This is a genomic window from Streptomyces sp. NPDC045026, assembly GCF_056432625.1.
In genome coordinates this window covers 50,029-76,153 of the sequence record NZ_JBWKIS010000038.1, presented here as the reverse complement: position 1 = coordinate 76,153, position 26,125 = coordinate 50,029, and the positions used below count along the sequence as shown (strand labels likewise).

17 protein-coding genes and 7 pseudogenes are annotated in these 26,125 nt (G+C 68.8%); 15 read left to right on the top strand and 9 right to left on the bottom strand.

Features of this window, described 5'->3' with window-relative positions; all coding sequences use genetic code 11:
* Positions 1-222: 222 nt before the first annotated feature.
* Positions 223-650 (bottom strand): annotated as a pseudogene (gene tnpA, locus AC07EJ_RS42165) (IS200/IS605 family transposase).
* Between the two features lie 20 nt (positions 651-670).
* Here tnpA and AC07EJ_RS42160 point away from each other — a divergent pair.
* Together AC07EJ_RS42160 and AC07EJ_RS42155 are read left to right on the top strand one after the other, a co-directional pair.
* A complete protein-coding gene (locus tag AC07EJ_RS42160) occupies positions 671-1,828 on the top strand; it encodes an RNA-guided endonuclease InsQ/TnpB family protein (RefSeq protein WP_478886220.1) in 1,158 nt (385 codons plus the stop codon).
* 117 nt (positions 1,829-1,945) lie between these two features.
* Positions 1,946-2,590, top strand: coding sequence for a DODA-type extradiol aromatic ring-opening family dioxygenase (locus tag AC07EJ_RS42155; protein ID WP_478886219.1), 645 nt, complete (start codon positions 1,946-1,948; stop codon positions 2,588-2,590).
* A 252-nt stretch (positions 2,591-2,842) separates the two neighbouring features.
* On the opposite strand, the gene AC07EJ_RS42150 is transcribed toward AC07EJ_RS42155, so the two are convergent.
* Complete coding sequence (locus tag AC07EJ_RS42150; protein WP_478886218.1) at positions 2,843-3,451, bottom strand: TetR/AcrR family transcriptional regulator; 609 nt, start codon at positions 3,449-3,451, stop codon at positions 2,843-2,845.
* Between the two features lie 94 nt (positions 3,452-3,545).
* On the opposite strand from AC07EJ_RS42150, the gene AC07EJ_RS42145 reads away from it, so the two are divergent.
* Positions 3,546-4,586 (top strand): NAD(P)-dependent alcohol dehydrogenase, encoded by a 1,041-nt coding sequence (locus AC07EJ_RS42145; protein ID WP_478886217.1) that lies wholly within the window; start codon positions 3,546-3,548, stop codon positions 4,584-4,586.
* Positions 4,587-4,889: 303 nt separating this feature from the next.
* Here the strand turns inward: AC07EJ_RS42145 and AC07EJ_RS42140 are convergent.
* A pseudogene (locus AC07EJ_RS42140) lies at positions 4,890-5,318 on the bottom strand (transposase); the annotation flags it as partial.
* A 1,003-nt stretch (positions 5,319-6,321) separates the two neighbouring features.
* On the opposite strand from AC07EJ_RS42140, the gene AC07EJ_RS42135 reads away from it, so the two are divergent.
* On the top strand, positions 6,322-7,584 hold the full coding sequence (locus AC07EJ_RS42135) for an MFS transporter (RefSeq protein WP_478886216.1): 1,263 nt from the start codon (positions 6,322-6,324) through the stop codon (positions 7,582-7,584).
* A 32-nt stretch (positions 7,585-7,616) separates the two neighbouring features.
* A complete protein-coding gene (locus AC07EJ_RS42130) occupies positions 7,617-8,210 on the top strand; it encodes a TetR/AcrR family transcriptional regulator (protein WP_389479631.1) in 594 nt (197 codons plus the stop codon).
* Positions 8,211-8,685: 475 nt separating this feature from the next.
* Here the strand turns inward: AC07EJ_RS42130 and AC07EJ_RS42125 are convergent, their stop codons facing one another.
* Positions 8,686-9,567 (bottom strand): alpha/beta fold hydrolase, encoded by an 882-nt coding sequence (locus tag AC07EJ_RS42125; RefSeq protein WP_478886215.1) that lies wholly within the window; start codon positions 9,565-9,567, stop codon positions 8,686-8,688.
* Between the two features lie 100 nt (positions 9,568-9,667).
* Here AC07EJ_RS42125 and AC07EJ_RS42120 point away from each other — a divergent pair, with 100 nt between their 5' ends.
* Complete coding sequence (locus tag AC07EJ_RS42120) at positions 9,668-10,060, top strand: winged helix-turn-helix transcriptional regulator (RefSeq protein WP_389479635.1); 393 nt, start codon at positions 9,668-9,670, stop codon at positions 10,058-10,060.
* 120 nt (positions 10,061-10,180) lie between these two features.
* On the opposite strand, the pseudogene AC07EJ_RS42115 reads toward AC07EJ_RS42120, so the two are convergent.
* Positions 10,181-10,456, bottom strand: a pseudogene (locus AC07EJ_RS42115) (transposase); the annotation flags it as partial.
* On the opposite strand from AC07EJ_RS42115, the pseudogene AC07EJ_RS42110 reads away from it, so the two are divergent.
* The 4 genes and pseudogenes from AC07EJ_RS42110 to tnpB form a co-directional block, all read left to right on the top strand.
* Positions 10,455-10,889: pseudogene (locus AC07EJ_RS42110) on the top strand (IS3 family transposase); the annotation flags it as partial. The pseudogenes AC07EJ_RS42115 and AC07EJ_RS42110 overlap by 2 nt on opposite strands.
* Positions 10,890-11,304: 415 nt before the next feature.
* Positions 11,305-13,854 (top strand): amino acid permease, encoded by a 2,550-nt coding sequence (locus tag AC07EJ_RS42105; protein WP_478886214.1) that lies wholly within the window; start codon positions 11,305-11,307, stop codon positions 13,852-13,854.
* Between the two features lie 71 nt (positions 13,855-13,925).
* Positions 13,926-14,502 (top strand): annotated as a pseudogene (locus AC07EJ_RS42100) (IS607 family transposase).
* Positions 14,499-15,956 carry an IS607 family element RNA-guided endonuclease TnpB gene (gene tnpB / locus AC07EJ_RS42095; RefSeq protein ID WP_478886213.1) on the top strand — a complete coding sequence of 486 codons (1,458 nt, stop codon included), beginning with the start codon at positions 14,499-14,501 and terminating at the stop codon, positions 15,954-15,956. The pseudogene AC07EJ_RS42100 and the gene tnpB overlap by 4 nt, the downstream one beginning before the upstream one ends.
* On the opposite strand, the gene AC07EJ_RS42090 is transcribed toward tnpB, so the two are convergent.
* The 3 genes and pseudogenes from AC07EJ_RS42090 to AC07EJ_RS42080 form a co-directional block, all read right to left on the bottom strand.
* Entirely contained in the window at positions 15,943-16,491 is a 549-nt protein-coding gene (locus AC07EJ_RS42090; RefSeq protein WP_478886212.1) for a DNA glycosylase AlkZ-like family protein, read from the bottom strand. The genes tnpB and AC07EJ_RS42090 overlap by 14 nt on opposite strands.
* Positions 16,469-16,588 (bottom strand): annotated as a pseudogene (locus tag AC07EJ_RS42085) (winged helix DNA-binding domain-containing protein); the annotation flags it as partial. The gene AC07EJ_RS42090 and the pseudogene AC07EJ_RS42085, both read right to left, overlap by 23 nt.
* Before the next feature lie 35 nt (positions 16,589-16,623).
* A complete protein-coding gene (locus AC07EJ_RS42080) occupies positions 16,624-17,559 on the bottom strand; it encodes an MDR family NADP-dependent oxidoreductase (RefSeq protein WP_478886211.1) in 936 nt (311 codons plus the stop codon).
* A gap of 232 nt (positions 17,560-17,791) precedes the next feature.
* On the opposite strand from AC07EJ_RS42080, the gene AC07EJ_RS42075 reads away from it, so the two are divergent.
* The 3 genes and pseudogenes from AC07EJ_RS42075 to AC07EJ_RS42065 form a co-directional block, all read left to right on the top strand.
* Positions 17,792-18,805: a helix-turn-helix transcriptional regulator gene (locus AC07EJ_RS42075; RefSeq protein WP_389479645.1), complete on the top strand. Its 1,014-nt coding sequence runs from the start codon at positions 17,792-17,794 to the stop codon at positions 18,803-18,805.
* 211 nt (positions 18,806-19,016) lie between these two features.
* Positions 19,017-22,877: a S8 family peptidase gene (locus AC07EJ_RS42070; protein WP_478886210.1), complete on the top strand. Its 3,861-nt coding sequence runs from the start codon at positions 19,017-19,019 to the stop codon at positions 22,875-22,877.
* Positions 22,878-23,263: 386 nt separating this feature from the next.
* Positions 23,264-23,374: pseudogene (locus tag AC07EJ_RS42065) on the top strand (site-specific integrase); the annotation flags it as partial.
* A 339-nt stretch (positions 23,375-23,713) separates the two neighbouring features.
* Here AC07EJ_RS42065 and AC07EJ_RS42060 read toward each other — a convergent pair.
* Complete coding sequence (locus AC07EJ_RS42060) at positions 23,714-24,325, bottom strand: TetR/AcrR family transcriptional regulator (protein WP_478886209.1); 612 nt, start codon at positions 24,323-24,325, stop codon at positions 23,714-23,716.
* Between the two features lie 144 nt (positions 24,326-24,469).
* Here AC07EJ_RS42060 and AC07EJ_RS42055 point away from each other — a divergent pair, with 144 nt between their 5' ends.
* Both AC07EJ_RS42055 and AC07EJ_RS42050 read left to right on the top strand, forming a co-directional pair.
* Positions 24,470-25,204: an SDR family NAD(P)-dependent oxidoreductase gene (locus AC07EJ_RS42055; protein ID WP_393588079.1), complete on the top strand. Its 735-nt coding sequence runs from the start codon at positions 24,470-24,472 to the stop codon at positions 25,202-25,204.
* 32 nt (positions 25,205-25,236) lie between these two features.
* Positions 25,237-25,860 carry an NADPH-dependent F420 reductase gene (locus AC07EJ_RS42050; RefSeq protein ID WP_329580146.1) on the top strand — a complete coding sequence of 208 codons (624 nt, stop codon included), beginning with the start codon at positions 25,237-25,239 and terminating at the stop codon, positions 25,858-25,860.
* Positions 25,861-26,125 lie beyond the last annotated feature (265 nt).

Sequence of the window (26,125 nt, the reverse complement as noted above, 5' to 3'; positions counted from 1 at the left end):
AGGGTCAGACGGGCATTACGGTGGGACATGAAGGCCTCCGTGCGGTGAAGATTCGACACCTCCACCACACACGGAGGCCTTCGCCCTCTTCAAGGACCGCGCGTGTCAACAACGCTCATGCTCAATACATCTAGCGCGGAACCCCGGGCGTTCACGCCTGGGAGGAAGCGCTTCTCTGGACTGCTCTGACCTGCAGGTTCCCACGGGTCCGCACGGTTGACCTCAGCCGGGACGCCTCTGGTTCTCGATGTACTCCTTGATGATCGACAGTGGGGCGCCCCCGCACGAGGCGGCAAAGTACGAGGGCGACGAAGTGGTCACCCCACAGGTACTTGCGGATATGTCCCGGGAAACTCCTGACGGAGTCTGCGGGCGGAGACGCCCTTGGGGGAGCCGGCCAGCCGGGACAGGGGAACCTTCGGCGGGTAGTGCACCAGCAGGTGTACGTGATCGGTCTCGCCGTTGAACTCGACCAGCTCTGTTTCGAAGTCCTTGCAGACGGCGCGCATGACTTCCTCGCAGCGTCGAAGGATCTCGTCGGTGAATGGTCCGCGCCGGTACTTGGGTGTGAAGACCAAGTGGGCGTGGAGGGTGTGGACGACCGTGCGACCCCTGCGAATATTGGGGTTTGGCTCCCAGCGTGGTGACATAGATCGTTACGATCGCTCGGGTGAAGCTCGTGACGCAGGTCAAACTCATGCCGGATGCCGTGCAGGTATCCGCGCTTGAGCGCACCTTGCGCACGGTCAACGAGGCCGCGAACTGGGTGTCGGCGGTGGCGTTCGAGCACGGTGTCCCGCGTGAGTACGAGCTGCGCAAGCACACCTACGGCGAACTGCGGTCCCGGGGACTGGGGGCGCAGGCTGCCCAGCACCTCATCAAGAAGACCCGCGATGCCTACACGACGCTCAGGGCCAACATCCGCGCCGGGAACCTCGGCAAGCCTGGATCGAAGCGCCGTACCAAGGCGGAGTCCAAGCCCATCGCCTTCCGGCCCGAGGCTGCGCAGCCGTATGACGACCGGTGTTTGAGCTGGCAGTACGAAGCGCAGACGGTGAGCATCTGGACAACCTCCGGGCGCATCAAGAACGTCCGCTTTGCCTGCTCGCCTGACGCACTCATGACGCTCCGGGACCACCGGCAGGGCGAATCGGACCTGATCGAACGCGACGGCGTGTTCTACCTGCTCGCGACCTGTGACGTTCCCGAGGCCGAGCAGTACGAGCCCGGCCACTTCATCGGCGTAGACCTTGGTATCGCCAGCATCGCCACCACGTCCACCGGCCACAAGACCGCCGGGCGCGGCCTGAACCGCCACCGCAAGAGGCAACTCGACCTGCGCAAGAAACTCCAGGCCAAGGGCACCAAGTCCGCCAAGCGGCTGTTGAAGAAGCGCAGCCGGCGCGAACAGTGCCACGCGAAGAACCAGAACCACATCATCGCCAAGACGATCGTGACCGAGGCTGAACGCACCTCGGCCGGAATCTCCCTGGAAGAACTCAAGGGAATCCGGCAGAGGGTACGGCTCCGCAAGCCCCAACGGGTCGCGCTCCACTCCTGGGCCTTTGCCCAGCTCGCAGACTTCATCGTCTACAAGGCCCGCAGGGCCGGCGTCCCCGTGGTCTTCGTCGATCCCGCCTACACCTCGCAGCAGTGCTGCGAGTGCGGCCACATCGACAAGAAGAACCGGTCAAGCCAGGCCCTTTTCACCTGCCGGAGCTGCGGGGTCGTTGCCCACGCAGACCGGAACGCTTCCCACAACATCGCCCGCAAGGGCGAGGCTGTGTGGACTGCGGGGCGTGAGTCACGCGTCCCTGCCACCCCATAAGGGTGTCTGGACGGAGGAGCCCACCCAGCAGCCAGTTGGACGCTACCTCCAAGCCCGATCCTTTAGAACCGGGTCAAGTTGACCTGGGCGCAGTCCCTGCCCAGACCGGAAGCCATCGTGATCATCTCGGCGCACTGGGAGGACGCACCGGCCGCGATCTCGGGCGCGGCGGCGGGCACCCCGCTCTACTACGACTTCAGCGGTTTCCACCCCCGCTACAAGACCCTGCCTTACGCGACCCCGGACGCGACCGACCTCGCCCGTCGGCTCGTGGCCACGCTCAGTCCGGCGACCACGGTGCACGAGCGCCCTGACAGAGGTCTCGACCATGGTGCGTTCAATCCCCTCATGGCCATGTATCCCGCGGCCGACGTTCCGGTCGTCCAGCTGTCGATGCCCAGCCTCGATCCCGCTGCGTTGTTCGCGTTCGGGGCACGTCTGCGATCCCTGCGCGAGGAAGGCATCCTGGTCATCGGCTCGGGCTTCATGACCCACAGCTTCGCGGTCTTCCGCCGTCCGGACCTCGCCGCACAGACCAGAGCCTTCGACGAGTGGGCCGTCGACGCACTCGGGCGGGGTGATGTCGATGCCCTCGCCGACTACCGGCGCAAGGCGCCCGGGGCCTCGGTCGCCCACCCGACGGCCGACCACTACGTACCCCTGCTGGCCACAGTCGGCGCCGCCAGCGACCCCGGCAGCGCCACCAGCGAGATCGACCGCATGGTCATGGGCAACTCCACCCGGTCGGTGCAAATGAACTGAGGGCCGGGCTGCCCGGGGCGAGTTCACTGACGCGGACCGCCGGGCGCTGTCGCTGCTGTTCTGGACCCACGTGAATCCGTACGGCAGATTCGAGCTGGACATGAACAGCCGCCTCGACCTGGACCTGCCCGTCCGGGTGACGGTGCCCGGCCCGTGCACCTCACAGGGGGAAGCAGCCGAAGTTCCGGTGTGAGACCTTCCGATCCTGGCCGGAGCCAGGCAGCGTGCGTGAGCGCCACCAGGGGGTGTTAGTCATGAGGGGGATGCGTCGCCTTTGCCGGCCGCGGTGGCGTTTTGGACGCAGTCGCGGAGCAGGGCGCGGCGCTGGTCATGTACGTCATCGGGTTCTTGGCTGTTGGCCGCGTATACGTTGCTGACCGGTGACCACGCCATGGACATGGCGATGACCATGGCCATGATGTCGAAGGGGTCACCTGCGCGGACCCTCCCGGCGGCCTGGGCCTCGGCGATGGCCGTGACCTTGCGGTCGTCGTAGTGCTGGTGGGTCTCGACGAGGTGCCCGGCAGGCCGACGCTCCAGGCGTGTCCAGGTCGCCAGTCGGATGAGGTCGGGGCGGCGCAGGTATTCGTCGTAGAGGCGAACGGCCCAGTCCGCGAGATCGTGGGCGTCGATGGGCACGACGTTGGTGATGCGCTCCAGCGAGCTGAGGAAGATCGCGTCGAAGAGTCGTTCCTTGTCGCCGAAGTAGGCGTAGAGCTGTGCCTTGTTGGTGCGCGCTGCCGTCACGATGCGTTCGATGCGCGCCCCGGCGATGCCGTGCTGGGCGAACTCTTCGGTGGCTGCGTCCAGGATGCGCTGGTAGGTCGCGGCGCCTCGCGAGGTTTGGGGCTGTTCCGGCATGCCCGCACCCTACCAAACAGAACAGTTGGTTTGCCTTGGGGTGCAGTCGCACTTACGCTGCAACAGACAGAACAGTCTGTTTAAGGAGTCAGGTATGCGAACGACCATCGGATGGCAGGCGGCCGGTCCGACGGTGCTGCGGCGCGCGTCGCTGGAGCGCCGTGACCTGCGCCCGGATGACATCGCGGTACAGGTCGACTACTGCGGCGTGTGCCACACCGACCTGCACGCCCTGCACGCCTACGACCCGCACGCGAATGCGCCCCTGGTACCCGGTCACGAATTCACCGGTGTGGTGACCGGGACCGGCCCCGAGGTGACCACCTTCTCGGTCGGCGACCACGTCGCGGTGGGCAACATCGTCGACTCCTGCGGCGTGTGCGCCATGTGCGAAGCCGGACAGGAGAATTTCTGTCACTCCTTCCCGACTCTGACCTACGGCGGCATCGACCGGCAGGACGGGTCGACCACCCTGGGCGGCTACTCCCGTGAGTACGTCGTGCGCGACACCTTCGCCTACCCGCTTCCCTCCGCTCTCGACCCGGCCGCGGCCGCCCCGCTGATGTGCGCCGGCGTCACCGTGTGGGAACCCCTGCGCTCCCTGGGCGTGGGCCCCGGCAGTCGCGTGGCCGTGGCCGGGCTCGGCGGTCTGGGCCACCTCGCGGTCATGTTGGCCGTGGCACTCGGTGCCACCACGACCGTCATCAGCCGCACCCAGGACAAGCGTGACGACGCCCGCAAGCTCGGCGCTCACGACCTCATCGACTCCACCGACACCCAGCAGATGGCCACGGCACGGGACACCTTCGACGTCGTCATCGACACCATCTCCGCCCCTCATGGCCTCGCCCCGTATTTGAAACTGGTGGCGATGGACGGCACCCTCAGCCTCCTCGGGTACCTGGGCTCCGTCACCGTCGAGGTCACGGACCTGCTCATCGGCCGCAAGAAGCTCAGTTCCGCGGGCAGCGGAGGCCACCTGGCGACAGCCGAGATGCTCCAGTTCTGCGCCGACAACAGCATCGCCGCCGACATCGAAGTACTCCCGTCGTCACAGGTGGACAGGGCACTCGACCGTCTCCGGCGAAACGACGTCCGCTACCGCTTCGTGCTCGACATGTCCGACCTGGACTGAAGGGACAGTGGGCCGAGCCATGCCGTGCGGGCCGGGCAGCGCCGCGCGCATGGTCCGGCGCCCCGCCCCTCTCGCAAAGGGCCCTGCGCCCGCTGGCACGCGACACCGGCCGCCCGGCGCCTGGCCTGGGCCTGCGGGCTTTTACGGAACTGGTCGCCCGCCTGCTGAAGGTCGCAGCAGAAGCCGCCGGGGAGACCGGCTACCCCCGATAGCTTCAGGAGTTTGAGACCGTCATCCCGGCCCAGGGCACTGACGTGCCGTCAGTTCGAACAGGCGGCTGATCGCATAGAGCTCGTAAAAGGATCATGGGTGGGCCTTCTTGAGGCGTCGCCAGCAGATGGGGCTGCATGCCAGGGAGATGAAGGCGTCGTGGAGTTCGAGGCGTCGTTCCCATCGGATGGCGAGGCGTTTGAACTGGTGGAGGAGGGCGAAGGCATGCTCGACGACGTAGCGGAGTTTGCCCAGGCCCTTGATGTTCGGGGCGCTCTTGCGGGAGATGACCGGCATGATCCGGCGTGTGCGCCGTTCGCGGCGGACTATCCGTGAGCCGTACGCCTTGTCGCCCAGGATGGACTCGGGGCGTCGGCGGTGACGGCCCGGACGCCCGGCCACCGGCGGGATGCCGTCGACGAGGGCGAGAGTCTGCGTGATGTGGTTGACGTTCGCCGCAGTCGTGATGACGTGGAGCGGAGTGTCCTTCCCGTCGCAGATCAGGTGGTGTTTGCTGCCAGTCTTCCGCCGGTCGACCGGCGACGGACCGGTCGCGTCTCCCTATTTTTGGCGCGGACGTGGGAGCTGTCCACGCATGCGCGGGTCCCTTCGAGTTCGCCAGCCGTGTTCAGCTCCGCGAGCAGGATGCGGTGCAACCGGTCGAAGACGCCTGCCTGCTGCCAGCGGTCCAAGCGTCGCCAGCAGGTCTGCCCCGAGTCGAACCCCAGCTTCCGGGGCAGGAGCTGCCTCTTGCGCAGCTGGGAGGTTCTGAAGATGCGGGTGGCCCGCCAGCGACACTGGCGGGCCACCCGCATCTTCAGAACCTCTGCGAGCCGGAGACTTGCCACCCCTCAAATCCACTCCGCCGCGGCGCTCTCCTCGCAGGGCAGCGCGGCGTTGACGTCTGGACCGAGCCGACTGAACTATTCACGCTGATCATCAGCGAGCGGCCCATCTGGTCCACGCCAGCCCGAAACGAAGGCCAACAAGCGGGCAGCCAACACGTCCTGCTGAAACCCGTTGTCGGGTTCTGGATCCCACGGACCGACTCCCGACACTACGAACGGCAGACTCCCGGCGATCGGCCGACTTGAGCCGCGTCCACGCCCCGTACTTCCAGGCGGTCTCCGGCGCTTCGGGGCTCCTCAGACGACTGCTGGCCGAAGAACGGAACCGGCTCAGGGGGCAGCCGCAACAGCACCACTTCGTCAGGGGTTCCTGCGCGGTTGTGACTGGCCCTCCGTCCTCGACGCCGCCGTGGTGCATCCCGATCCGCGGGTACGTTCCAGGCCCGCCGACACCTTCCGGCCCAAGCCCACGTCTGATCAGTGGGTACGCCTGGTCCGCGCCGAACAGTCGCCGAGGCGGCGCGTGCTCTGGGCCTTTTTGCGCCAAACGGTCTCGTTCAGTCACATGCCGTCCCGGGTGACGCTCGTCTCGCCCGCTTGACCTGAGTAGACCTGTCTGTCTAATTTAGTTCGCAACTAGACAGACAGGTCTACTCAGGCTGTGGGTGGGAATGGTCATGACGAATCTCTCGGTCGTCCCGGCGTCCAAACCGGCGCGCACCTCGGATGCGGCGCCCACCGACGCCGTATCCGCGCAGGGCCGGCGGCTGCCACCGGACGTGGCGCTGTACGTACTCGCCTCGATCACCATCTCGTTCCTGGCGGCCTCCAGTGCGCCGACCCCGCTCTACGCGGTCTACCAGGCCGAATGGGGCTTCGACCCGATCACCACCACCGTGGTCTTCGGCGTCTACGCGGTGGCCGTGCTGCTCGGGCTGCTCACCATGGGCAAGCTCTCCGACCACGTCGGCAGGCGGCCGGTGCTGCTGGCCGCGCTGGCGGCGCAGGCCGTCTCGATGATCATATTCGCCACCGCCGACGGCGTGTCGGGGCTAATGATCGCCCGGATCGTCCAGGGACTCTCGACCGGCGCCGCGCTCGGTGCGATCGGGGCGGGGATGATGGACATCGACCGGCCGCGCGGCACGATCACCAACGCGGTCGTCCCGGGCATCGGCACGGCGACCGGCGCGCTGGTCTCCGGCCTCGTCGTCCAGTTCCTGCCCGCCCCCACGCATCTGGTCTACCTCGGGCTGCTGGCGGTCTTCGTCCTCCAGGCCGTCGCCGTCGCACTGATGATGGAGACGGTGATCCGCAAGCCAGGGGCGCCGGCCAGCCTGGCACCGGAGATCAAGCTGCCGCGCGCCGTACGCCGCCCGATGCTGGTGGCCGCGCCGGTACTGTTCGCCGTCTGGGCTCTGGCCGGTCTTTACGGGTCGCTCGGCCCGTCCCTCGCACGGCAGTTGACCGGTTCCAGGTCCGAAGTCCTCGGCGGGCTGAGCCTGTTCGTGCTCGCCGGGGTGGCCGCCGTCTCGGTGCTGGTCCTGCAGAAGGCGGCGACCCGGACGGTGATGCTCACCGGCATCCTCGCGCTGATCGCCGGGGTGGCCCTGACCCTCGTCTCGATCCGCGACTCTTCCCCCACCGGCTTCTTCGTCGGCACCGCCATCGCGGGCGTCGGCTTCGGCAGCGGGTTCCAGGGAGGCATCCGTACGGTGATGCCGCTGGCCCGCCCGCACGAGAGTTCCGGGGTCCTGTCACTGCTCTTCGTCATCTCCTACCTGGGCATGGGGGTGCCCGCCGTGATCGCCGGGTTCCTCGTCGTCCACGCGGGCGGACTGACCGCCACCGCGCAGGAGTACGGCGTCGCCGTGATCGTCCTCGCAGCGTTCGCGCTGCTCGGGCTGGCACGCGGCGGACGGGAATCGGCCGGGGCATAATGTAGACAGATCTGTCTGAAGGAGTGACCGTCATGGCGAGTGTTCAGAGCACCGCGAAGCTGTCGGCGCGTGAGCGCCTGCTCGCCGCCGCGAACGAGCTGTTCTACGCCGAGGGCGTGCAGAGCGTCGGGATCGACCGGGTCATCGAGCACGCGGGCGTGGCCAAGGCGTCGCTGTACAACACCTTCGGCGGCAAGGAGCAGCTGATCCGGGCGTACCTCGACACCCGGCATGCGGGCACCGCCGACCGGCTCACCCGGGCCGTGGAGGAGCGCGACACGCCCCGCGAGCAGATGCTGGCGGTCTTCGAGTCCCAGGGGCGGCAGTTCGACCGGCCCGACTTCCGCGGCTGTGCCTTCATCCGCGCCGGCGCCGAGGCCAGCCCCGGCGGGATGGTCCAGGAAGCGGCGGACGCCTTCCGCGGCTGGATGCGCGAACTCTTCACCCGCCTCGCCGCCGAGGCCGGCGCCGCCGACCCCGACTCCCTGGGCCACCAGCTCCAACTCCTCTACGACGGCGCCGGCATCTCCGCCCTGATGGACCACGACTCCACGGTGGCCGCGACCTCCCACGCGGCGGCGACCGCCCTGATCGCAGCGGCGACGGGCGCATCCGCCGAGGCATGAGCGGCGCCCGGCACGCGGGCCGGGTGGCGTGGTCCGTATCGCGGCCTGCACCCGGGAGTTGACGGTGGAGTGTCCGGGCTGCGGTCGCGGTTCCGCGCGGGCTGTGGGCGGCGGACGTGCGTTGAGCAGCTGGACGGGCTGACCGTGCGCTATCAGCGCCGCAGCCCGCTACTACAACCTCGACTTCCGCGGCGATGCCCGGCAGGCGCTGGAGTTCTACCACTCGGTCTTCGGCGGCCGGCTGATGATCGCCACCTACGGGCGGCCCGACGTCCTGTTTTCAACGGGATGAATGAGGGCCGGTGGGACGGCGGTTTCGGGAGCCGCGTTCATCCATCCGTGAAGGGAGTGGATCACAGTACAGGTTCATGATCGGCGGTGAGAATGGGAGCCACCCCTATCGGGTGGTGCCTCTCGGAGCGGGCTGGGGGCGTGCGGCGGGCCGCCGAATTGTGATCCTTCGGCTCCGCTTCAGTTACTTCGGCAGATCGGCAGATCGGCAGATCGGCAGATCGGCGTGGAGGAAGGGAGCGAGGAGCGCGTACAACGCGTCGGGGCGGTCGAGGGGGATGATGTGGCCGCAGTCCTGGAGCTGGTGTCCGATCAGGTCATCGGCGATGGGACGGAGTTGGCGTTCGAGCCCGGTGCCGACGGGGTGGGAGCCGACGGCCATGGTGGGCATGGTCAGCCGAGCCGTCGCGGCGGCGTCCTGGAGCTGCTGTGCGCTGGTGGGCAGGGCCCGGTAGTAGGAGAACGCGCAGCGCAGGGCCTCGCTCCCGGTGTACGCGTGGACGAAAGCTGCACGGATGTCGTCGGGTATTCCGCGCCCGAGCGTCCCCGAGTCGAGGAAGAAGTCGATGTACGGGGCTTCGTTGCCCGTCAAGACCGTCTCGGCGAGGCCGGGGACGGCGTGGAATCCGAACCACCATGGTGCGCCGCCCGCGACGATGTTTTCTGCTCCGGGCAGGCGGCCGAGCAGTGCTTCCATCACGACCAGGCGCCGGACGAGGCTGGGGCGGCGCAGCGCGAGCAGGACGGCGGGGGCTGCGCCCGCGTCGATGCCGACCACCGCTGCGGAGGGCTCGCCGAGTGCGTCGAGCAGCCCTTCGGCGTCGGCGGCGAGGGTGCCTGCGTCGTAACCGTCGATGGCACGTTCACTGGCGCCGAAGCCTCGCAGGTCCGGGGCGATGACCCGGTACTGCCCGGCCAGTTGCCCCATGATGCCGCTCCAGAGTTGCCAGGTGTGCGGGAAGCCGTGCAGCAGGAGAACCGCAGGTCCGTCCCCGGCGATTGCGACATTGACTTTGACGCCGTTCGTCGCGATGCGACGCAGTTGGTGTGCGGCGGTGACGGGCATGACGGCTCCTCCGGCTGGTTACCATTGGTGACCACAGAACGATAGGTAACTGTCGGGCCGCTTCCTAGACGGCACTTTCAGGGAAGGTGGTGAGCCACAGGTGACCACCCAAGGAGCCCGGCCCGCCGGTCGCGGGGTACGCGGCGATCTGTTCGATCCGCTTTGCCCGACGCGGCAGTTGCTGGACCGCATCGGTACGAAGTGGACGTCCATGGCCGTCAAGACGCTCGCCGATGCCGCACCGGACGAGGTGCGTTTCGCGGAGCTGAGACGCCGGATGCCCGGCGTCTCGCAGAAGATGCTGTCCGTGACCCTGCGAAGCCTGACCCGCGACGGGCTGGTGTCCCGCCGGGTCGAACCGACCGTGCCGCCGCGGGTCTTCTACCGACTTACCGGACTCGGACTGTCCCTGGAAGCCGCGCTTGCGGGGCTGCGGGCCTGGGCGGAGGAGCACATGGCCGAGATCGGCCGCGCCAACGAAGCCGCCGACTAGTAGGACTCCGTTAGGTCGCTCTGGTTCTTGCGTTCTGGCTGGTGGTGGATGTTCTGGGCAGGGGGCAGGGGGCAGGGGGCAGGGGGCGGTGGCAGGTGGTGCAGGTGCCGGTCCAGCAGTTCAGCAGGTCTTGGATGGCGTCGAGGATCTGGTAGAGGGTGACTCCGCTGTATCGGCCTTTGGGGCCAGGCGCTGTTCGGTGAGGAACGCGTGGGCGGCGGTGACCAGGGTGACGTGGTGATGCCAGCCGGTCCAGGAACGTCCCTCGAAGTGGTCCGGGCCGAGGCCGTGCTTGAGTTCCCGGTAGTCGTGCTCGATGCGCCAGCGGATCTTGGCCAGACGGATCAGTTCAGCAAGCGGGGTGTCGGCGGGCAGGCTGGACAGCCAGTAGTCGGTGGTGTCCCGCTCGGGGTACTACGCGTGGCTGGCCGCTCGGCCGGCCCGGCGGGTGCGGCAGCGCGCGGAGGATGAACTCGTCGCGGAAATACGGGTGTTGCACGCCTCCTCGCGTGGCGCCTACGGGGCTCCGCGTATCCAGGCGGCCCTGGCGCGGGCCGGACGGAGGGTGAACCGGAAGAAGATCGAGCGGCTGATGCGCGAGCACCGCGTGTGCGGGAGCACCCGGCGCCGTCGGCGCGGGCTGACGCGGCGGGCGCGGCGGGCGGTGTTCGCCGCGGACCTCGTCCGGCGGGCCTTCACCGCTTCGCGTCCCGGGGCGCGGCTGGTCGGTGACATGACCGAGCCCCCGCCCGTACCACGTCCCCCGCCCCAGGTCGGTCTGTCCTACATGCCGGGCGACACCCTCGTGCTCTGCACCGACGGGCTCATCGAACGCCGTGACGAGGACATCGATGTCGGCCTGGCCCGCCTGATCTCAGCCCTCGCCCAGGACACCGCCCTTCCCTCGACGGGTTGGCGGACGCATTGCCGGCCCGGCTGGGAGTCACCAGCGAGGCCCGCGACGACATCGCTCTGGTCGTCATTCGCCTGTGACGCTGCGAGACCCGAGGTGCGACGCCAGTGCAGCTCAGAGCCATCGGCGGCCTTCTCTGCGAGCGGCACACAATGGCCGCATCGCCGTCGTGCACGGTGGCAGCCACTCCTGCTGTCCCTGCGCTGTTGCGAAGGGAAGCGGACTAGCGTTGGAATCAAGTGTGAGGCTCTTCGGCGGTGCCGTGTCGGCTGGTCTTCCCGCTCCGGGCACAGGGTCCGGCCGGAAGGGGCTCAAGAACGATGCCCTGGGCATGTTCTCCTCGGTCGTCATGGGCCTGGCCTCCACCGGCCCGGCGTACAGCCTCGCCGCCACGCTGGGCATCATCGTGGCCGGAGTCGGATTGCAGGCTCCGATCGTCACCATGCTGGCTTTCGTCCCGATGCTGCTGGTCGCGTACGCCTTCCGGGAGCTCAACGCGAGCAACGCCGACTGCGGGACCACCTTCACCTGGGCCACCCGCGCCTTCGGGCCGCGCACCGGCTGGATGGGCGGCTGGGGTCTCATCGTCGCCAACATCATCGTCATGGCCAGCCTCGCGCAGATCGCCGCTGCCTACGGCTTCCGGTTGATGGGCCTGGACGCACTGGCGGAAAACCGGCTGTGGACCACCGCGGCAGGCGTCGCCTGGATCGCCGTGCTGACAGTGATCTGCTACGTCGGCATCTCGTTCTCGGCGGCTGTACAGCGCTGGCTGCTGTGCCTGGAAGTGGTGATGCTGATCCTGCTCGCCGTCGCCGCGCTGGTCAGGGTGTACACCAGCCCTCCGCCGACGGCGATCCACGTGTCCGCGTCCTGGTTCAACCCCTTCGCGGTGCCCTCGGTGACGGCCATGACCTCGGGCATCCTCGCGGGGGTCTTCATCTACTGGGGCTGGGACACCGCGTTCTCGGTCAACGAGGAAACCGTCGACAGCACGCGCATCCCGGGCCGTGCCGCGGTCTTGTCCACCGTGCTGCTCCTGGTCATGTACGGGCTGGTGTCCACGTCGGCTCAGGCGTTCGCGGGAGTCGGCACCTCGGGCATCGGACTCGGCAACGCGGACAACGCGGACGATGTGTTCTCCGGGCTGGGTGAAGCCGTGTTCGGGAGCCACGGCACGGGGCTGTTCCTGTCGAGACTGCTGATCCTGATGGTGCTGACCTCCGCGTTGGCCTCCGCCCAGACCACCATCCTGCCCCTGGCCAGGACCGTCTTCTCCATGGCGGTCCACAAGGCCGTCCCCTCTCGGTTCGCCCGGGTCCACCGCAGGTTTCTCACCCCCACCTGGGGGACCATCGGAATGGGAGCGGCCTCGATCGCCCTGTTCGTCCTGCTGACCTCGCTCAGCCAGAACGTCCTGGCCGACTCGATCGACTCGGTCGGTCTCGCGATCGCGTTCCAGTACGGACTGACCGGCTTCGCCTGCGTCTGGTACCACCGCAAGATCCTCACCCGCAGCGTCAAGGATCTGGTCTTCAAGGGTGTGCTACCGGGGCTCGGCGCGCTGTTCATGCTCTTGCTGTTCCTCTACGCCACCTTCGTCGTCTACGCGGATCCCCGGTACGGCACGACCGCCGTCGACCTGCCGCTGATCGGCAGGACGGGCGGGGTCACCGTCCTGGGCCTCGGCGCCCTGCTGATCGGCTTCCTGCTGATGCCGGTGGTCACCCGTGGCCACAGCGTGACCCTCAAGCTCCAGCGGAGCCTGCTTCCACGCCGCCTGCCGCCGCACGCTGCCGTCGACTCGGCGAGCCGCTACCTGCCCGCCGACAGCGGGTCCGGGGTGGGCGGCGACTGGTACGACGTCATCCCTCTCTCCGGTACCCGGGTCGGCCTGGTCGTCGGGGATGTGCTCGGTCACGGCATGCACGCCGCGGCCGCCGTGGGACGCCTGCGCACGGGGGTGCGCGTCCTGGCCCGGCTGGACCTGAGCCCGGACGAGCTGCTGTCCCGCCTGGCCGACCTGGTCGAGCAGACCACGCACGAGGGCGAAACCGGCCGCGGCCGGGGCCGCCCGAAAACGCACTCCGACGCGGCTCTGGGCGTGAGCTGCCTGTACGCCGTGTACGACCCCGTCTCGGGGGAGTGCAGCATGGCGCGAGCCGGGGAGCCGGCGCTGGCGCTCGTCGAACCCCACACGGGCGTCGTCGACTATCCCCAGCTGCCGCCAGGACCGCCGCTGGGAATCGACGGCCTGCCCTACCAGAGCACGGAACTGGAGCTCGCGCCGGGCACGGTTGTCGCCCTCTTCACGGACGGCCTCCTCCAGGCGGCCGACGACCGCGAAGCCGGGCTCGCGCAGCTCTCACAGGTCCTCTCCGACGGCCGAAGATCCCTGGAAGAGCTGTGCGACCGGGCGGTGGCCACCATGCTGCCCGGGGCGGTGGACGTGGACGCGACGATGCTCCTGGTCCGCACGCGCCTGCTCGCCCGGAATCGGTTCGCCCAATGGGCACTGGCCCCGGACCCGGCGGCCGTGGCCGCCATCCGCTCCGCCGTCGGGACGCAGCTCGGCGACTGGGGGCTGGACGACGTGGCGTTCACCACGGAGCTCATCGTCAGCGAACTGGTCACCAACGCCATCCGCTACGCAGGTGGCGGCCCGATCCAGGTGCGCCTGATCCGCGACCGGACCCTGACCTGCGAGGTGTCCGACACCGGCCACACCGCGCCCAATCTGCGGCACGCCGCGAGCGACGACGAGGGAGGCCGGGGCCTGTTCATCATCGCCCAGATGACCCACCACTGGGGCACGCGCTACACGTCCACCGGCAAGACCATCTGGACCGAGCAGGACCTGCCGCAGCCAGACCGCCAGTAGCACCGAGGGCCACCAACTGTTGCGTGATTCATCAGTGAATCTCAGCCTTTCTCAGCCGCTATCTTGATTGCGTGAAGCTTTCCGAGTGGGCGGCGCGCAATGGCGTGCACTACCAGACCGCGTGGACGTGGGCGAAAGAGGGCCGTATGCCGGTCCCAGTGCGCCAGACGCCGTCCGGCACGTGGCTGGTCGTACGAGCCCGCTTCGGAGGCGCCTGGCCGCGTCGTGGCGTACTGCCGAGTGTCGTCGGCGGACCAGAAGTCGGACCTTGACCGGCAGGTGGCCCGCGTGGTCCAGGGGGCCACTGGTCTCGGCCTGCCGGTTGCGGAGGTCGTGACCGAGGTCGGCTCGGGACTGAACGGTCGTCGGCGCAAGCTGCACCGGGTTCTGTCAGACCCGCAGGCGGTGGTGATCGTGGTCGAGCATCGAGACCGGCTGGGCCGGTTCGGCGTCGAGCACCTCGAAGCCGTCTTGTCCGCGTCTGGGCGTCGCCTGGTTGTCCTCGACCCCACCGAGACAGCCGATGACCTGGTGCGCGACGTCACCGAAGTGCTGACGTCGATGTGCGCGCGCCTGTACGGGCGGCGGGCGGCGAAGAACCGGGCCGCCCGCGCGGTGGCCGTGGCGACCGGTGAGGCCGCCGAGTGAAGAAGTTCCGGCCGCAGCCCGGGTTCGTGGTCCAGGCGTACCGGTTCGCTCTGAACCCGAACGCCGCGCAGCAGGCCGCGATGCGTTCGCACTGCGGCGCCGCACGTGCCGCGTACAACTGGGCTGTGGGCTGGGTGACCGCCTCGTGGTGGCAGCGCAAGGCCGAGGAGACGTACGGCGTGCCCGAGGCCGGGCTGACGCAGTGGCGGCCGTGGTCGTTGCCGTCGCTGCGCAAGGCATTCAACGCCGCCAAGCACACCGACCCCAGATTCGCGGACTGGTGGGGAGAGAACTCTAAGGAGGCGTACTCCACCGGGCTGGCCAACGCGTCGGCCGCGTTCGACAACTACTCCAAGTCCAAGCAGGGCAAGCGCCACGGCCGGAAGATGGGTGCGTCGCGGTTCAAGTCGAAGCGGAAAGCGCGCCTCGCCTGCCGGTTCACCACCGGCACGATCCGCGTCGATGCCGACGGCGGGCACGTCACGCTGCCGAGGCTGGGTACGATCCGCACCTACGAGCCCACCGTCAAACTCCTCACCCGCGTCCAGGCCGAAAAGGCCCGGGTTCTGTCCGAAACTGTGCGGCACGAGCGGGGGCGCTGGTTCGTCTCCTTCCGGGTAGAGGTGAAGCAGGACCTCGGCCGGGTCGCCCGGCCGGACACGGCGGTCGGGATCGATCTCGGCGTGAAGAACCTCGCTGTCATGGCCGACACCACCGGCGAGATCCGCGTTGTCGCCAACCCCGGGCACTACGACCGGGCACGCAAGCAGCTGCGCCGCGCCTCCCGCGTCGTCTCCCGACGCCAGGGCCCCGACCGACGCACCGGACAGAAGCCCTCGAAGCGGTGGGAGAAGGCCAACGCCCAGCGGAACAAGGTCCACCACCGCGTAGCGAACCTCCGCGAAGACGCCCTACACAAACTCACCACGAGCGTCGCGGCCGAGTACGGCACCATCGTGGTCGAGGACCTCAACGTCGCCGGGATGCTCCGCAACCGGCGCCTGGCCCGCCGGATCGCCGACGCCGGATTCGGCCAGATCCGCCACCAGCTCGACTACAAGACCGGCCAGTGCCACGCCACCCGCATCGTGCTCGCGGACCGCTGGTACCCCTCCTCGAAGACCTGTTCCGAGTGCGGCGCAGTGAAAGTCAAGCTGCCGCTGCACGTTCGAACCTACGAATGCGAGGCCTGCGGCCTGGTCATCGACCGGGACGCAAACGCCGCACTCAACCTCGCAGCCCTCGCGGCAGCCGCAGTAACTGGTACCGGAGTGGCCGGAGATCAGGACACCGCCCCGGCGGCGTCGAAGCCTCGTGGAGCTGACCGTAAGACCCGCGCAACCGCCCGCAGCCGCAAGGCCACGGGCGGGCGGGCAGGTGGCGCAACCCTGCCGCATCAACGGCAGACGGAATCGAGAGACCGTACTCAAGCCGAAGCACTCACGCTTTGGTGATGAGACGGACTTTCCGGGCCGCAATGCCGGAATGCTGAGAGCTACTGAGGCTCTGAGCAACGGGTACATTGGACGGCCGAGTTGTCGTCGGCCGCGGCGCCTGTCGTCGCGGGTCAGGTGCTGACGAGTTTCCGTGTCTTCGCTCCCGTGGCCAGTGCAGCTTGGAGCGCGCGAAGTCCCTGTTCTCGATGATGCGTTGGCGATGCTCTTCGGGCAGCTTGCCGTCGTCGAGGAGCCTCTTGGCCACTCCAGTGAGCTCCTTGCGCGGCAGTGTTCCTCCCGCGAGCAGGGCGAGTCCCTCGGCCGCCGAGGACGCCGCGTCCAGGCCGGTGCTGTTGCGGGTGAAGTGGGGCGAGCCGGCCGTGCGGTCGAGCACGGGCTGCAGCAGTGACCGCAGGCGACGGAAGTCGTCGGCCGCGGCGAAGTGCTGGGTGCTGCGCAGCAGACCGGAGTGAGCGGACCACCTGCCGGTCCTGAAGCAGTGCGGTGAGCTCGGACTGTGTGAAGCCGTGGTTTCTGCTCCACAGGCCGACATAGGCCCAGTTGGGTTCCTGCGCCTGCAGGGCAACCAGTCGTCCGGTCACCTCCAGCGGGGTGCGATCGGTGCGCCTCAGCAGGAACTGGCGGTCCATCAGCGCCCGGTTCAGGACCTGGTGGGAGAGTGTGGTCACGGCAGCCGCACCGAGACATTGCCCCGGTAGGAACCTTGCAGCAGGGAGAGGAACGCCTGCGGCACGTCCTCGATCCGGCCCTCGAGGACTGTCTGCGGGTAGACGAAGCGGCCCTGGCTCAACCACGTGCTGAAGTGCTCGCGCCAGGCGGCGATCTGATCGGGCGTGTGATGGCAGGAGAAGGGCAGCAGCTCGATGCCTTTGGCCTCGGCCGCCGTGCGGTCGGGCTGCGGGGAGCGGTCCGACGCGTCGCCGAGCTGGCTCGACAGGGAGCCGCACAGGCCGAAGCGCGCCCCGGGCCGGGCTGCCTGCAGCGCAGCGTCGTACTGCTCACCGCCCACGATGTCGAAGAACACAGAGATCCCCTCGGGTGCGAACTCTTTGAGCCGTTGTGCTGCCGGGCCGTCGTGGTAGTCGAACGCGGCGTCGTAGCCGAGCTCGTTCACCAGGTAGTCGGCCTTCGCCGGGCTGCCGGCGCTGCCGATCACCCGTGCCGCGCCGAGGCACTTGGCGATCTGCCCGGCCAGCGAGCCGACCCCGCCCGCGGCGCCGGAGATGAAGACCACGTCGCCTTCGCCGACGGGCGCCACATCGGCCATCCCGTAGTAGGCGGTCGGTCCCTGGCCGAGGTGGTAGCCGGGGTCGGCGAAGAGGTCACGGTCGAGCTTGAGGTACGAGCCGGCCGGGCCGGCCGAGTACTGGCTCCAGCCGGTCATCGACTGGGCCAGGTCGCTGACCTCGAGGTCGGGGCTGTCGGATCGGATGGCGGTGCCGATGGCGGCCACCCCTACCCGCTGCCCCGGCTGCCAGGCCGACACCGGGATGGTGCAGTCGGCCCGCATCAGCTCCAGGTACGTCGCGGCGAGCCCGACCTGGTGGCTGATCAGCTGGAGCCAAACCTCTTGCCAAGTAGAAACTTTACTGTAAATCATTTCAGCGGTTAGATAGATGCTGGCCGAGGTTCCAGGTCGGTCCCAGAGCTCGACGCGCTCCGCGCGGCAACGACCGAGAGTGTGCAAACCGGTTGGGCGCGGCCGGGTCCGCGCCCTGAGCCGCCGCTCGCGCCTGCAGTGACGCCGACTGACCGCCCCCGGACTGATCGAGGTCCGGGGGCGGTCCGCGTGCGCGGGGTGGGAACGGGGAGCTCGTGAGGAGAGGACATTCATGCTTGAGGCGCTGGGTCTGAGTACGGCCGAGTCGCAGGTGTACCAACTGCTGGTGGGGTCCGGGCGCTGCCCGGTGGGCCGGCTGGAGCAGCGGGCCGGCCTGACCGGGGCCCAGCTCGAACAGGCGGTCGCGGCACTGGCCGTGAAGGGGCTGGTCACCCTCACCGACGACCTGCCCGCGCAGCTGATTCCCGCCCCGCCGGACATCGCCGGGGAGACGCTGTTGCTGGCGCGCATGAACGAACTGCAGTCCGCCAAAGGCGTTCTGCAGCGACTCACCAAGGAGTACCGCGAGGCGCTCCGGCCGGCAGCCCTGGAGGAGATCGCCGAAATCGTGCCGGCCGAGGCGTTGGCACAGCGGTACGAGCAGCTCCAGCTCCGCGCCCGCCGGGAAGTACTGCGCTTCGACGCCCCGCCCTATCTGCTGATCGAGGAGTTCAACGTCGCGGAGCTGGAGCAACTGGCAGCGGGGGTGCGCTTCCGGACGGTGTACGACCGGGCCGCGATCGAGGGGTACGCGGTGCAGCTGGAGATCCGCCGGTACATGGACGCAGGTGAACAGGCCCGCGTGCTGGCCAGACTCCCGGTCAAGTTGATCATCGTAGACCGGTCCACGGCCATGCTCGCGGTGCGGACGGACGACGGGCGGCCACCGGGCGCCGTCGTGCAGATCCACCAAGGCCCCCTGCTCGACGCTCTCGTCGCACTGTTCGAGCTGATGTGGGTCACCGCGCTCCCCCTGGAACCGTCAACCGGCGAGACGCACCGCGGCGAACTCTCCGGCTCGGACACCCATCTGCTACTCCTGCTCCTGTCCGGTCTCACCGACGACACGATCGCCCGCCTCATGGGGATCGGCAAGCGGACCGTCAACCGCCGGGTACGCGGCCTGATGGATCTGGCGGGCGCTTCGAGCCGGATGCAACTCGGGTGGCACGCCTGCGAACGCGGCTGGGTCACGGCCGGGGACCTGGACGGGCTGCAGCCGCCGGGCATCGGCCAGGACACATAGGGCCGCATCGGCGGCCCGGCGCTGCCCACGTCGCGGACCCACGTGGCGGGTGTGCGCCATGTGGCGCATATCCGCCACACCACCTATGGAAGACGCACCGGCCGGAGAGCTAGGTTCCGAGCGGCGCGCGGAGTCGGCCGGACGTTCGGTCGGTCCCCCTCGGTATCAATTGCCCCGCAGCGCCCACCAGTTGAGCGTGAAAGGACAACCGATGCAGAAGGCCCGCCTCAGACGGGGGCGCACCGCCCTCGTCAGCGGGATCGCGGTGACAGTCGCCCTGTCACTGACGAGCCAGCTCGGAACCGCGACAGCCGCCATACCCTCGGCGCCTCTCGACCTGAGCAGCCGCCCGACGCTGCAGAAGCAGGCGGCGACGGCGGCGGCGGTGACTCTGATCACCGGCGACACGGTCTCGCTGACCACCGAGCCCGACGGCAGGCAGGCGGTCTCCGTCATCTCCGCGGCGGGGACGTCCAAGACGTTCGAAACCGTCAGCGGACAGAACGGCGACCTGTACGTCTACCCGGACGACACCACGGCCGCGGTCGCCTCGGGCACGGTGGACCGTGAACTGTTCAACGTCAGCCGGATGGTCCGGGACGGGTACGGCGACGCGAAGACCGACGAGGTCCCCGCCATCGTCGACTTCCAGGGGAAACCGACCGCCGCCGCCCTGACGCAGAAGACCGAGGACCTGCCGGGGAGCGACAACGAGCGAGTCATGCCCCGACTGGGGCTGTCCGCGGTGCATGTCGACAAGCACCGCGCGAAGGGCTTCTGGCAGGCCGTCAAGCCCGCCACGGCACGCAGCAGAAGCGCCCAGGCCGCCACAGTCCCCGGCACTGCCGGGGTCTCCAAGCTGTGGTACGACGGCAAGGCGAAGGTCGCACTGGACAAGAGCGTGCCGCAGATCGGCGCTCCGCAGGCGTGGGCCAAGGGGTACGACGGCAAGGGCGTGAAGGTCGCCGTGCTGGACACCGGTGCCGACCTGAACAACGCCGACATCAAGTCCGAGATCGTCCAGAACCAGAGCTTCGTCAACGGCCAGACGGTCCAGGACGGTCACGGCCACGGCACCCACGTCGCCTCCACCATCGCCGGCAGCGGCGCCAACTCCGACGGCAAGTACAAGGGCGTCGCCCCCGGCGCCGACCTGCTCATCGGCAAGGTCCTGTCCAACTCGGGCCAGGGCACGGACTCCAGCATCCTGGCCGGCATGGACTGGGCGGTCGACCAGGGCGCCGACGTCGTCAGCATGAGCCTCGGCGGTCCCGACGCCCCCGGTGAAGACCCGCTGACCAGCGCGGTCAACTCGCTCAGCGCCTCCTCGGGCACCCTCTTCGTCATCGCCGCCGGCAACAGCGGCCCCGGCGAGAGCACCCTGGGCACCCCCGGCGCCGCCGACGCGGCCCTCACCGTCGGCGCCGTCGACAAGTCCGACGCGCTCGCCGACTTCTCCAGCCGCGGCCCGCGCCTCGGCGACATGGCGATCAAGCCGGAGATCACCGCCCCGGGCGTGGACATCGTCGCCGCCCGCGCGACCGGCACCACCATGGGCACCCCCGTGGATGCCAACTACACCACGGCCAGCGGCACCTCGATGGCCACCCCGCATGTGGCCGGCTCCGCTGCGATCCTCAAGCAGCGCCACCCCGACTGGACCGGGCAGCGCATCAAGGACGCACTGACCGCGCACGCCAAGTCAGCTGCCGACCAGACCGTCTACCAGCAGGGTTACGGCCGGGTCGACATCCCCGCCGCACTCGACCCGTCGCTGGAGCTGTCCGGCACCGCCGACTTCCGCGTCATACCGTGGCAGAAGGGCACCTACCCCACCCGCAGTCGCACCCTGACGCTGCACAACGACGCCGCGACCGACACCGTGGTGACCGTGACGGCCGCCGCCAAGGACGCGAGCGGCACCGCGGTCCCGGCCGGCACGCTGTCGCTGTCGGGAGCGGGCCTGTCCGACGGCCGGGTCACCGTCCCGGCCGGCGGCACCGCCGAGGTCACCGTCACGCTCGACAACAACGGCCTGAAGACCGGCCAGTACGGCGGATCCGTCACCGCCACCTCCGACAGCGGCGAGTCGGTGCACGCCGCGCTCGGCTTCGTCACCTCCGTCGAGCAGCACGATGTCACGCTGAAGGTCACCGACCGCTTCGGCAAGGCCCCCAAGGCGCTCAAGTTCACCCTGCACGGGATGGACAACAACGTCTGGCAGAGCCAGACCCTGTACGACAACGGCACCGCCACCCTGTCGGTACCGCTCGGCAAGTACTCCATCGAGGGCTCGCTCTACTCGGCGGACCCCGCCGGGGGTGCGGTCTCCTACGCGGCCGACCTGTTCGACGTGCCCAACATCGAAGTGAGTGACCGGGACCAGACCTTCACCGTCGACGGCACCACCGCCACCGACCTCAGGGTGAAGATCAAGGGTGAGAACCGGCCCCTGGAGAACGGCCAGGTGACCACGTTCATCGTCCGTGACGACGGCACCGCAAACGGCCACGCCAATTTCTCCGGCATCGGAAACCTGCTCAACCTCGCGGACACCAGGCAAGGTGCCATCCCCAGTGCCGGCGCCACCACCGGTGCGCTGCGCCTGGAGACCTCCCTGGCCCGGCGCGAACCGCTGGTCCAGCTGGAGGTGACGGGCCCCGGGCACGTGACCATCCCGCTGAAGTCCTCGGTGAACGCGAAGCGCTTCGAGGGCACCAAGCGCACCGAGCTGGTCGACCTCGGCGCCGGCACCGAGCAGGACTTCGCCGCTGCCGACGTCAAGGGCAAGACCGCTCTGGTCTCCGTGGCCGATGTCAGCAAGGCCGACGACCAGGCCACCAGGGCCGCGGCTGCCGGAGCCGTCGCAATGATCGTGGCCCCTGCCGACCCCGGGCCGAGCGGAAGCGGCGTCCCCGCCGGACAGACCATCCCGGTCGCCCACGCCACGTACGACAACGCCGCAACCCTCAAGGGCTTGCTGGCCAAGCACAAGGTCCGGATCGCCCTGAAGGGCGTCCTGGAGTCGGGCTACACCTACAACCCGCACTTCACCGACGACCGGATCCCCGCCGACCTGGCCAAGACCGTCGACGTCAAGGAATTCGCCAAGGTCACCAATACGTTCCACTCCGACGGCGCCCGGCGTCTGGGCGCCGAGTACATGAACGTCTGGGGTCCCCTGCAGGTGAGCACCGGCTCCGTCGGCCAGCCCCTCTACCAGGGCACCACCCGCGACGACTACTTCCTCGCGGGCACCGGGGTGACGTACCAGCCGAGCGTGACGGCGAACTTCAACTCCTCGACCTGGTGGATGAACGGCCAGCGCGCCACCTACCTCACCCCGGGCAAGTCCTATACCCGGAGCTGGTTCGACGCGCCGATGCGCCTGTCCCAGTACGAGTTCGGGCCGTGTGTGTTCTGCCGCACCGACGTCTGGCAGAAGCTGCCCGGCAGCAACGGTGCCGACAACGATCCCGCCCACACCCTGTCGGGCCTGACCGGCACCTGGAGTTACTACCTCAACGGGAAGCCGATCACCGGCTTCGGCCAGCTGGCGCAGGAGAAGGCGGACTACCGGTACGTCCTCGACCAGAAGCTGACCACCGACGTCCCGGGCGTCACCCTGGGCCGCCAGATGCGCACGGAGTGGAACTTCAGCCAGGCGGCACCGACCACCATGGCCATCAAGGACTGCGACACGGCGTTCATCCCCACGCCCAAGGTCTGTGAGTCCATGCCCGTGATCCTGCTCGACTACGATCTGCCGCTGAACGTGCTCAACCAGGCACGGGCCGGACTGCCGTACACCTTCACCGTGGACGCGGGTCGCCCCAAGGGCTGGACCGGCTCCACCGCGATGGCCGGCGCCAAGGTCTCCGTCTCGTACGACGACGGCGCCACCTGGAAGGAGGCGAAGGTGCTCCGCAAGGACAGCAACTCCTTCCAGGCCCTGCTGCGGCACCCGAAGCTCGCGGACACCAACGGATACGTGACCCTCAAGACCGAGGCCTGGGACGCGGGCGGCAGCCGCACGACCCAGACCATCACCCGGGCATACGCCCTCAAGTGAGGCGCTGAGCACCTCGTACGACAGAGCGGCCCCCGCCGGGTGGTGACATCCGGCGGTGGGCCGCTTTCCGGCATCACGGCGAGACTTTCGCGCACCGGACGGCGTCTTGGACACGCAACCCGGCCGGCTGGTCGTCGAAGAGATACAGGGGCCAGAAGTCCGGCTCCGCCATTCTGGCGGCTAGATCGTCGTCAAGGGGCATGTGGCCACGCTATTGCTAGGGTCCGACATGACCCTCGCGCTGGGATCCCCACCGCAGCTCATCGCGCTCTCCGGCGGGGAACGATCACTGGCCAGACGGGGAATGATCTTTGAAGAGTCGAATCGCTGCTGATCAGCCCCTCTCGTGAACGCCCCCAGGGTCGGTGCGGCTCGCCGACCGGCGGGCGAAGTCGAGGCACACGGAGCCGGAGAACGTCCGCCGCTACTTCAAGCCCTCCCCTGAGGCGGTCTCGGAGCTGACCAGCCTCCTGGCGTCCGGCGACGCACGGCGCTGAGTGATCTGTCCGGGCCGAACGGGCGAGGTGGACTCGGTGGCTGCGTCGTGCCTCGGCATGCACTGGGTGAAGGCGTTCAGCGCCCCATCAACCGTTCACGGCGCTGCTCCTGGATGAAACGCAGTGCCCACTCCACCCCGTCGCGCCAACCGGCCCCCGCCTGCGGGCTCGGCACCCTCAGCCTCTGTCCTGATCACGGAGACAAGGGCTTCAAGATCCCGCTCCAGGACGCGCCAACGCGCGCGCAGGGCAAGCTCATGCACATCGTCCGGCAGGGAGTAACTCGGCTTCACCGTTCTCCCTATGCCCACGCGCCCAGACCGGCCGCGAGGTGCCACGTCAACTCGACACTTCCTCCCGTCGCCGGTCATCGCTGACTGTGGCGGGGATGGCGTTGTCGATGAGGACGGCGGCGATGGCGGCGGCGGTGGGGAAGGCGTCGGCGTTGAGGACCCGGGTGCGGGCCGCGGCGCCGTCGATGAGCAGCGCGAGCTGCTCGCCGAGCTGTTCAGGGTCGGCGGCGCCGGCTTCGCGGGCGGTGTCGGCGAGCCGCGCGGCGACGGCCTTCTTGTAGTCGCGCGCGTACTGGGATGCGGGGTGCTGGGGGTCGTGGAGTTCGACGGCGGCGCCGATGTAGGGGCACAGGGGTGTGCTGGGGGGGACGTCGAAGGCGGCGAGGAGCCGTTCGCGGGGCGTGAGGTCGGTGCGGTCGAACACGCCGGACAGAACGGAGGGGTCGAACCGGCGCAGGTACTCGGCGACGAGTTCGTCCTTGCTGGTGAAGTGCTGGTAGGCCGTGCGCTTGGACACCTCGGCCACCGCGCAGAGCTGGTCCATGCCCGTGCCGTTGATGCCCTGCTCACGGAACAGCTGCTGGGACGCGCTGAGGATGCGCTCGCGAGCGCCCCGGCCGCGGCGGCGGCCCGTGGGGCCCTTCTCCAACTCCGTCATGGGTCCATCGTACCCCAGCTAGGTAACGACCGGTGTACATAGTTTGCGCCTCGGCCACCCGCCCCGTACCGTAAGCACACAGGACGGTGTACTTAACGCCGTCGCCCCAGGTGCACACGGCACCACCGACCCAAGGGAACGACTATGGGAAAGCTCGACGGCAAGGTCGCGGTCATCACCGGCGGCACCACCGGCATGGCGCTGGCAGGCGCGAAGCTGTTCGTCGACGAGGGAGCGCACGTCTTCATCACCGGCCGCCGCCAGGACGCCCTGGACCAGGCCGTGAAGCAGATCGGCCGCAACGTCACCGGCGTCCAGGGCGACGCCTCCAACCTGGACGACCTGGACCGCCTGTACGACACCGTCAAGCGGGAGAAGGGAAGCCTCGACGTGCTGTGGGCCAGCGCAGGCGGGGGAGAGCCCGCCCCGCTCGGCGAGATCACCGAGGCCCACTTCGACGCCGCGTTCTACCTCAACGCCCGCGGCACCCTGTTCACCGTCCAAAAAGCCCTCCCGCTCTTCAACGACGGCGGCTCCATCCTCATGACCGGCTCCAACGCCTCCCTCGGCGCCTTCCCCGGCTGGAGCGTCTACGCCGGCAGCAAGGCCGTCCAGCAGGCATGGGCCCGCGTCTGGCTCAACGAGCTCAAGGACCGCCGCATCCGCGTCAACGTCCTGACCCCCGGCCAGGTCGCCACCGCCAAGCAGGAAGAACTCTTCGACGAGGCCACCAAGCACCGGTTCGAGTCCCTCATCCCCCGCGGCCAGATGGGCCGCCCCGACGAAATCGCCACCGCCGCCCTCTTCCTCGCCTCCAACGACTCCAGCTACGTCAACGGCATGGAACTCGTCGCCGACGGCGGCACCACCGCCATCTAAACCGAACAACCACAACCAGGGCAGGACACCTCATGAGCAACATCAGCATCATCGGCACCGGGAACATGGCCCGCACCATCGGAGCGCGGGCGATAGCGGGCGGCAACACCGTCGAAGTCATGGGCCGCGATCAGTCCAAGGCCACTGACCTGGCCAAGGCTCTCGGCGGCGGCGCCACGACGGGAGAATGGGGCACCGCCCCGGCCGGGGACATCGTCATCGTGGCCCTGCTGTACGACGGCGTCGTGCCGGCCATCGCCCAGTACGGAGACGCTCTCGCGGGCAAGGTCATCGTCGACATCAGCAACCCCTTCAACTCCACGTTCGACGGGCTGGCCCACCGCGAGGAGACCTCGATCGCGCAGGAAGTCGCCAAAGCGGCCCCGGCCAGCGCCAGCGTGGTGAAGGCGTTCAACACCATCTTCCGCCACGTCCTGGAGAAGGGCCGGCCCGACGTCTTCATCGCCGGCGACAATGCGCAAGCCAAGGCAAGTGTGGAAGCGTTCATCGAAAGCCTCGGACTGCGCCCGCTGGACGTCGGCGGCCTGACAATGGCGCACTGGCTGGAAGGAGCGGGCGTAGTCACGGTGGGCCTCGCCAACCACGGCGTGGGGAACTTGGACTTCGCCCTCAGCATCACCGAACTTCCCGCCTGAGCTAGCTCTGAGCGGCGCTCTCCCCGCCGACAAGATGGAGGAGGGCTCGGACGAGACGTTCGCAGTCCTCCTGCGCGGCTACGCGCCCTGAGCCAATGACTGGCATGCTTGCGGCGCCGAGCGCCAATCTGGAGCCAGTTGCCGAGAGAGTCGCACCGCTCAATCTCACGTGTCCGTCGAGCGTCCTCGCCGACGTCGGCCCTTGCCGCAGGCCGGTCGGCAGAGCCAACGGAGCCCGAGGACGCGCTAGTGCCGCATCATTCAA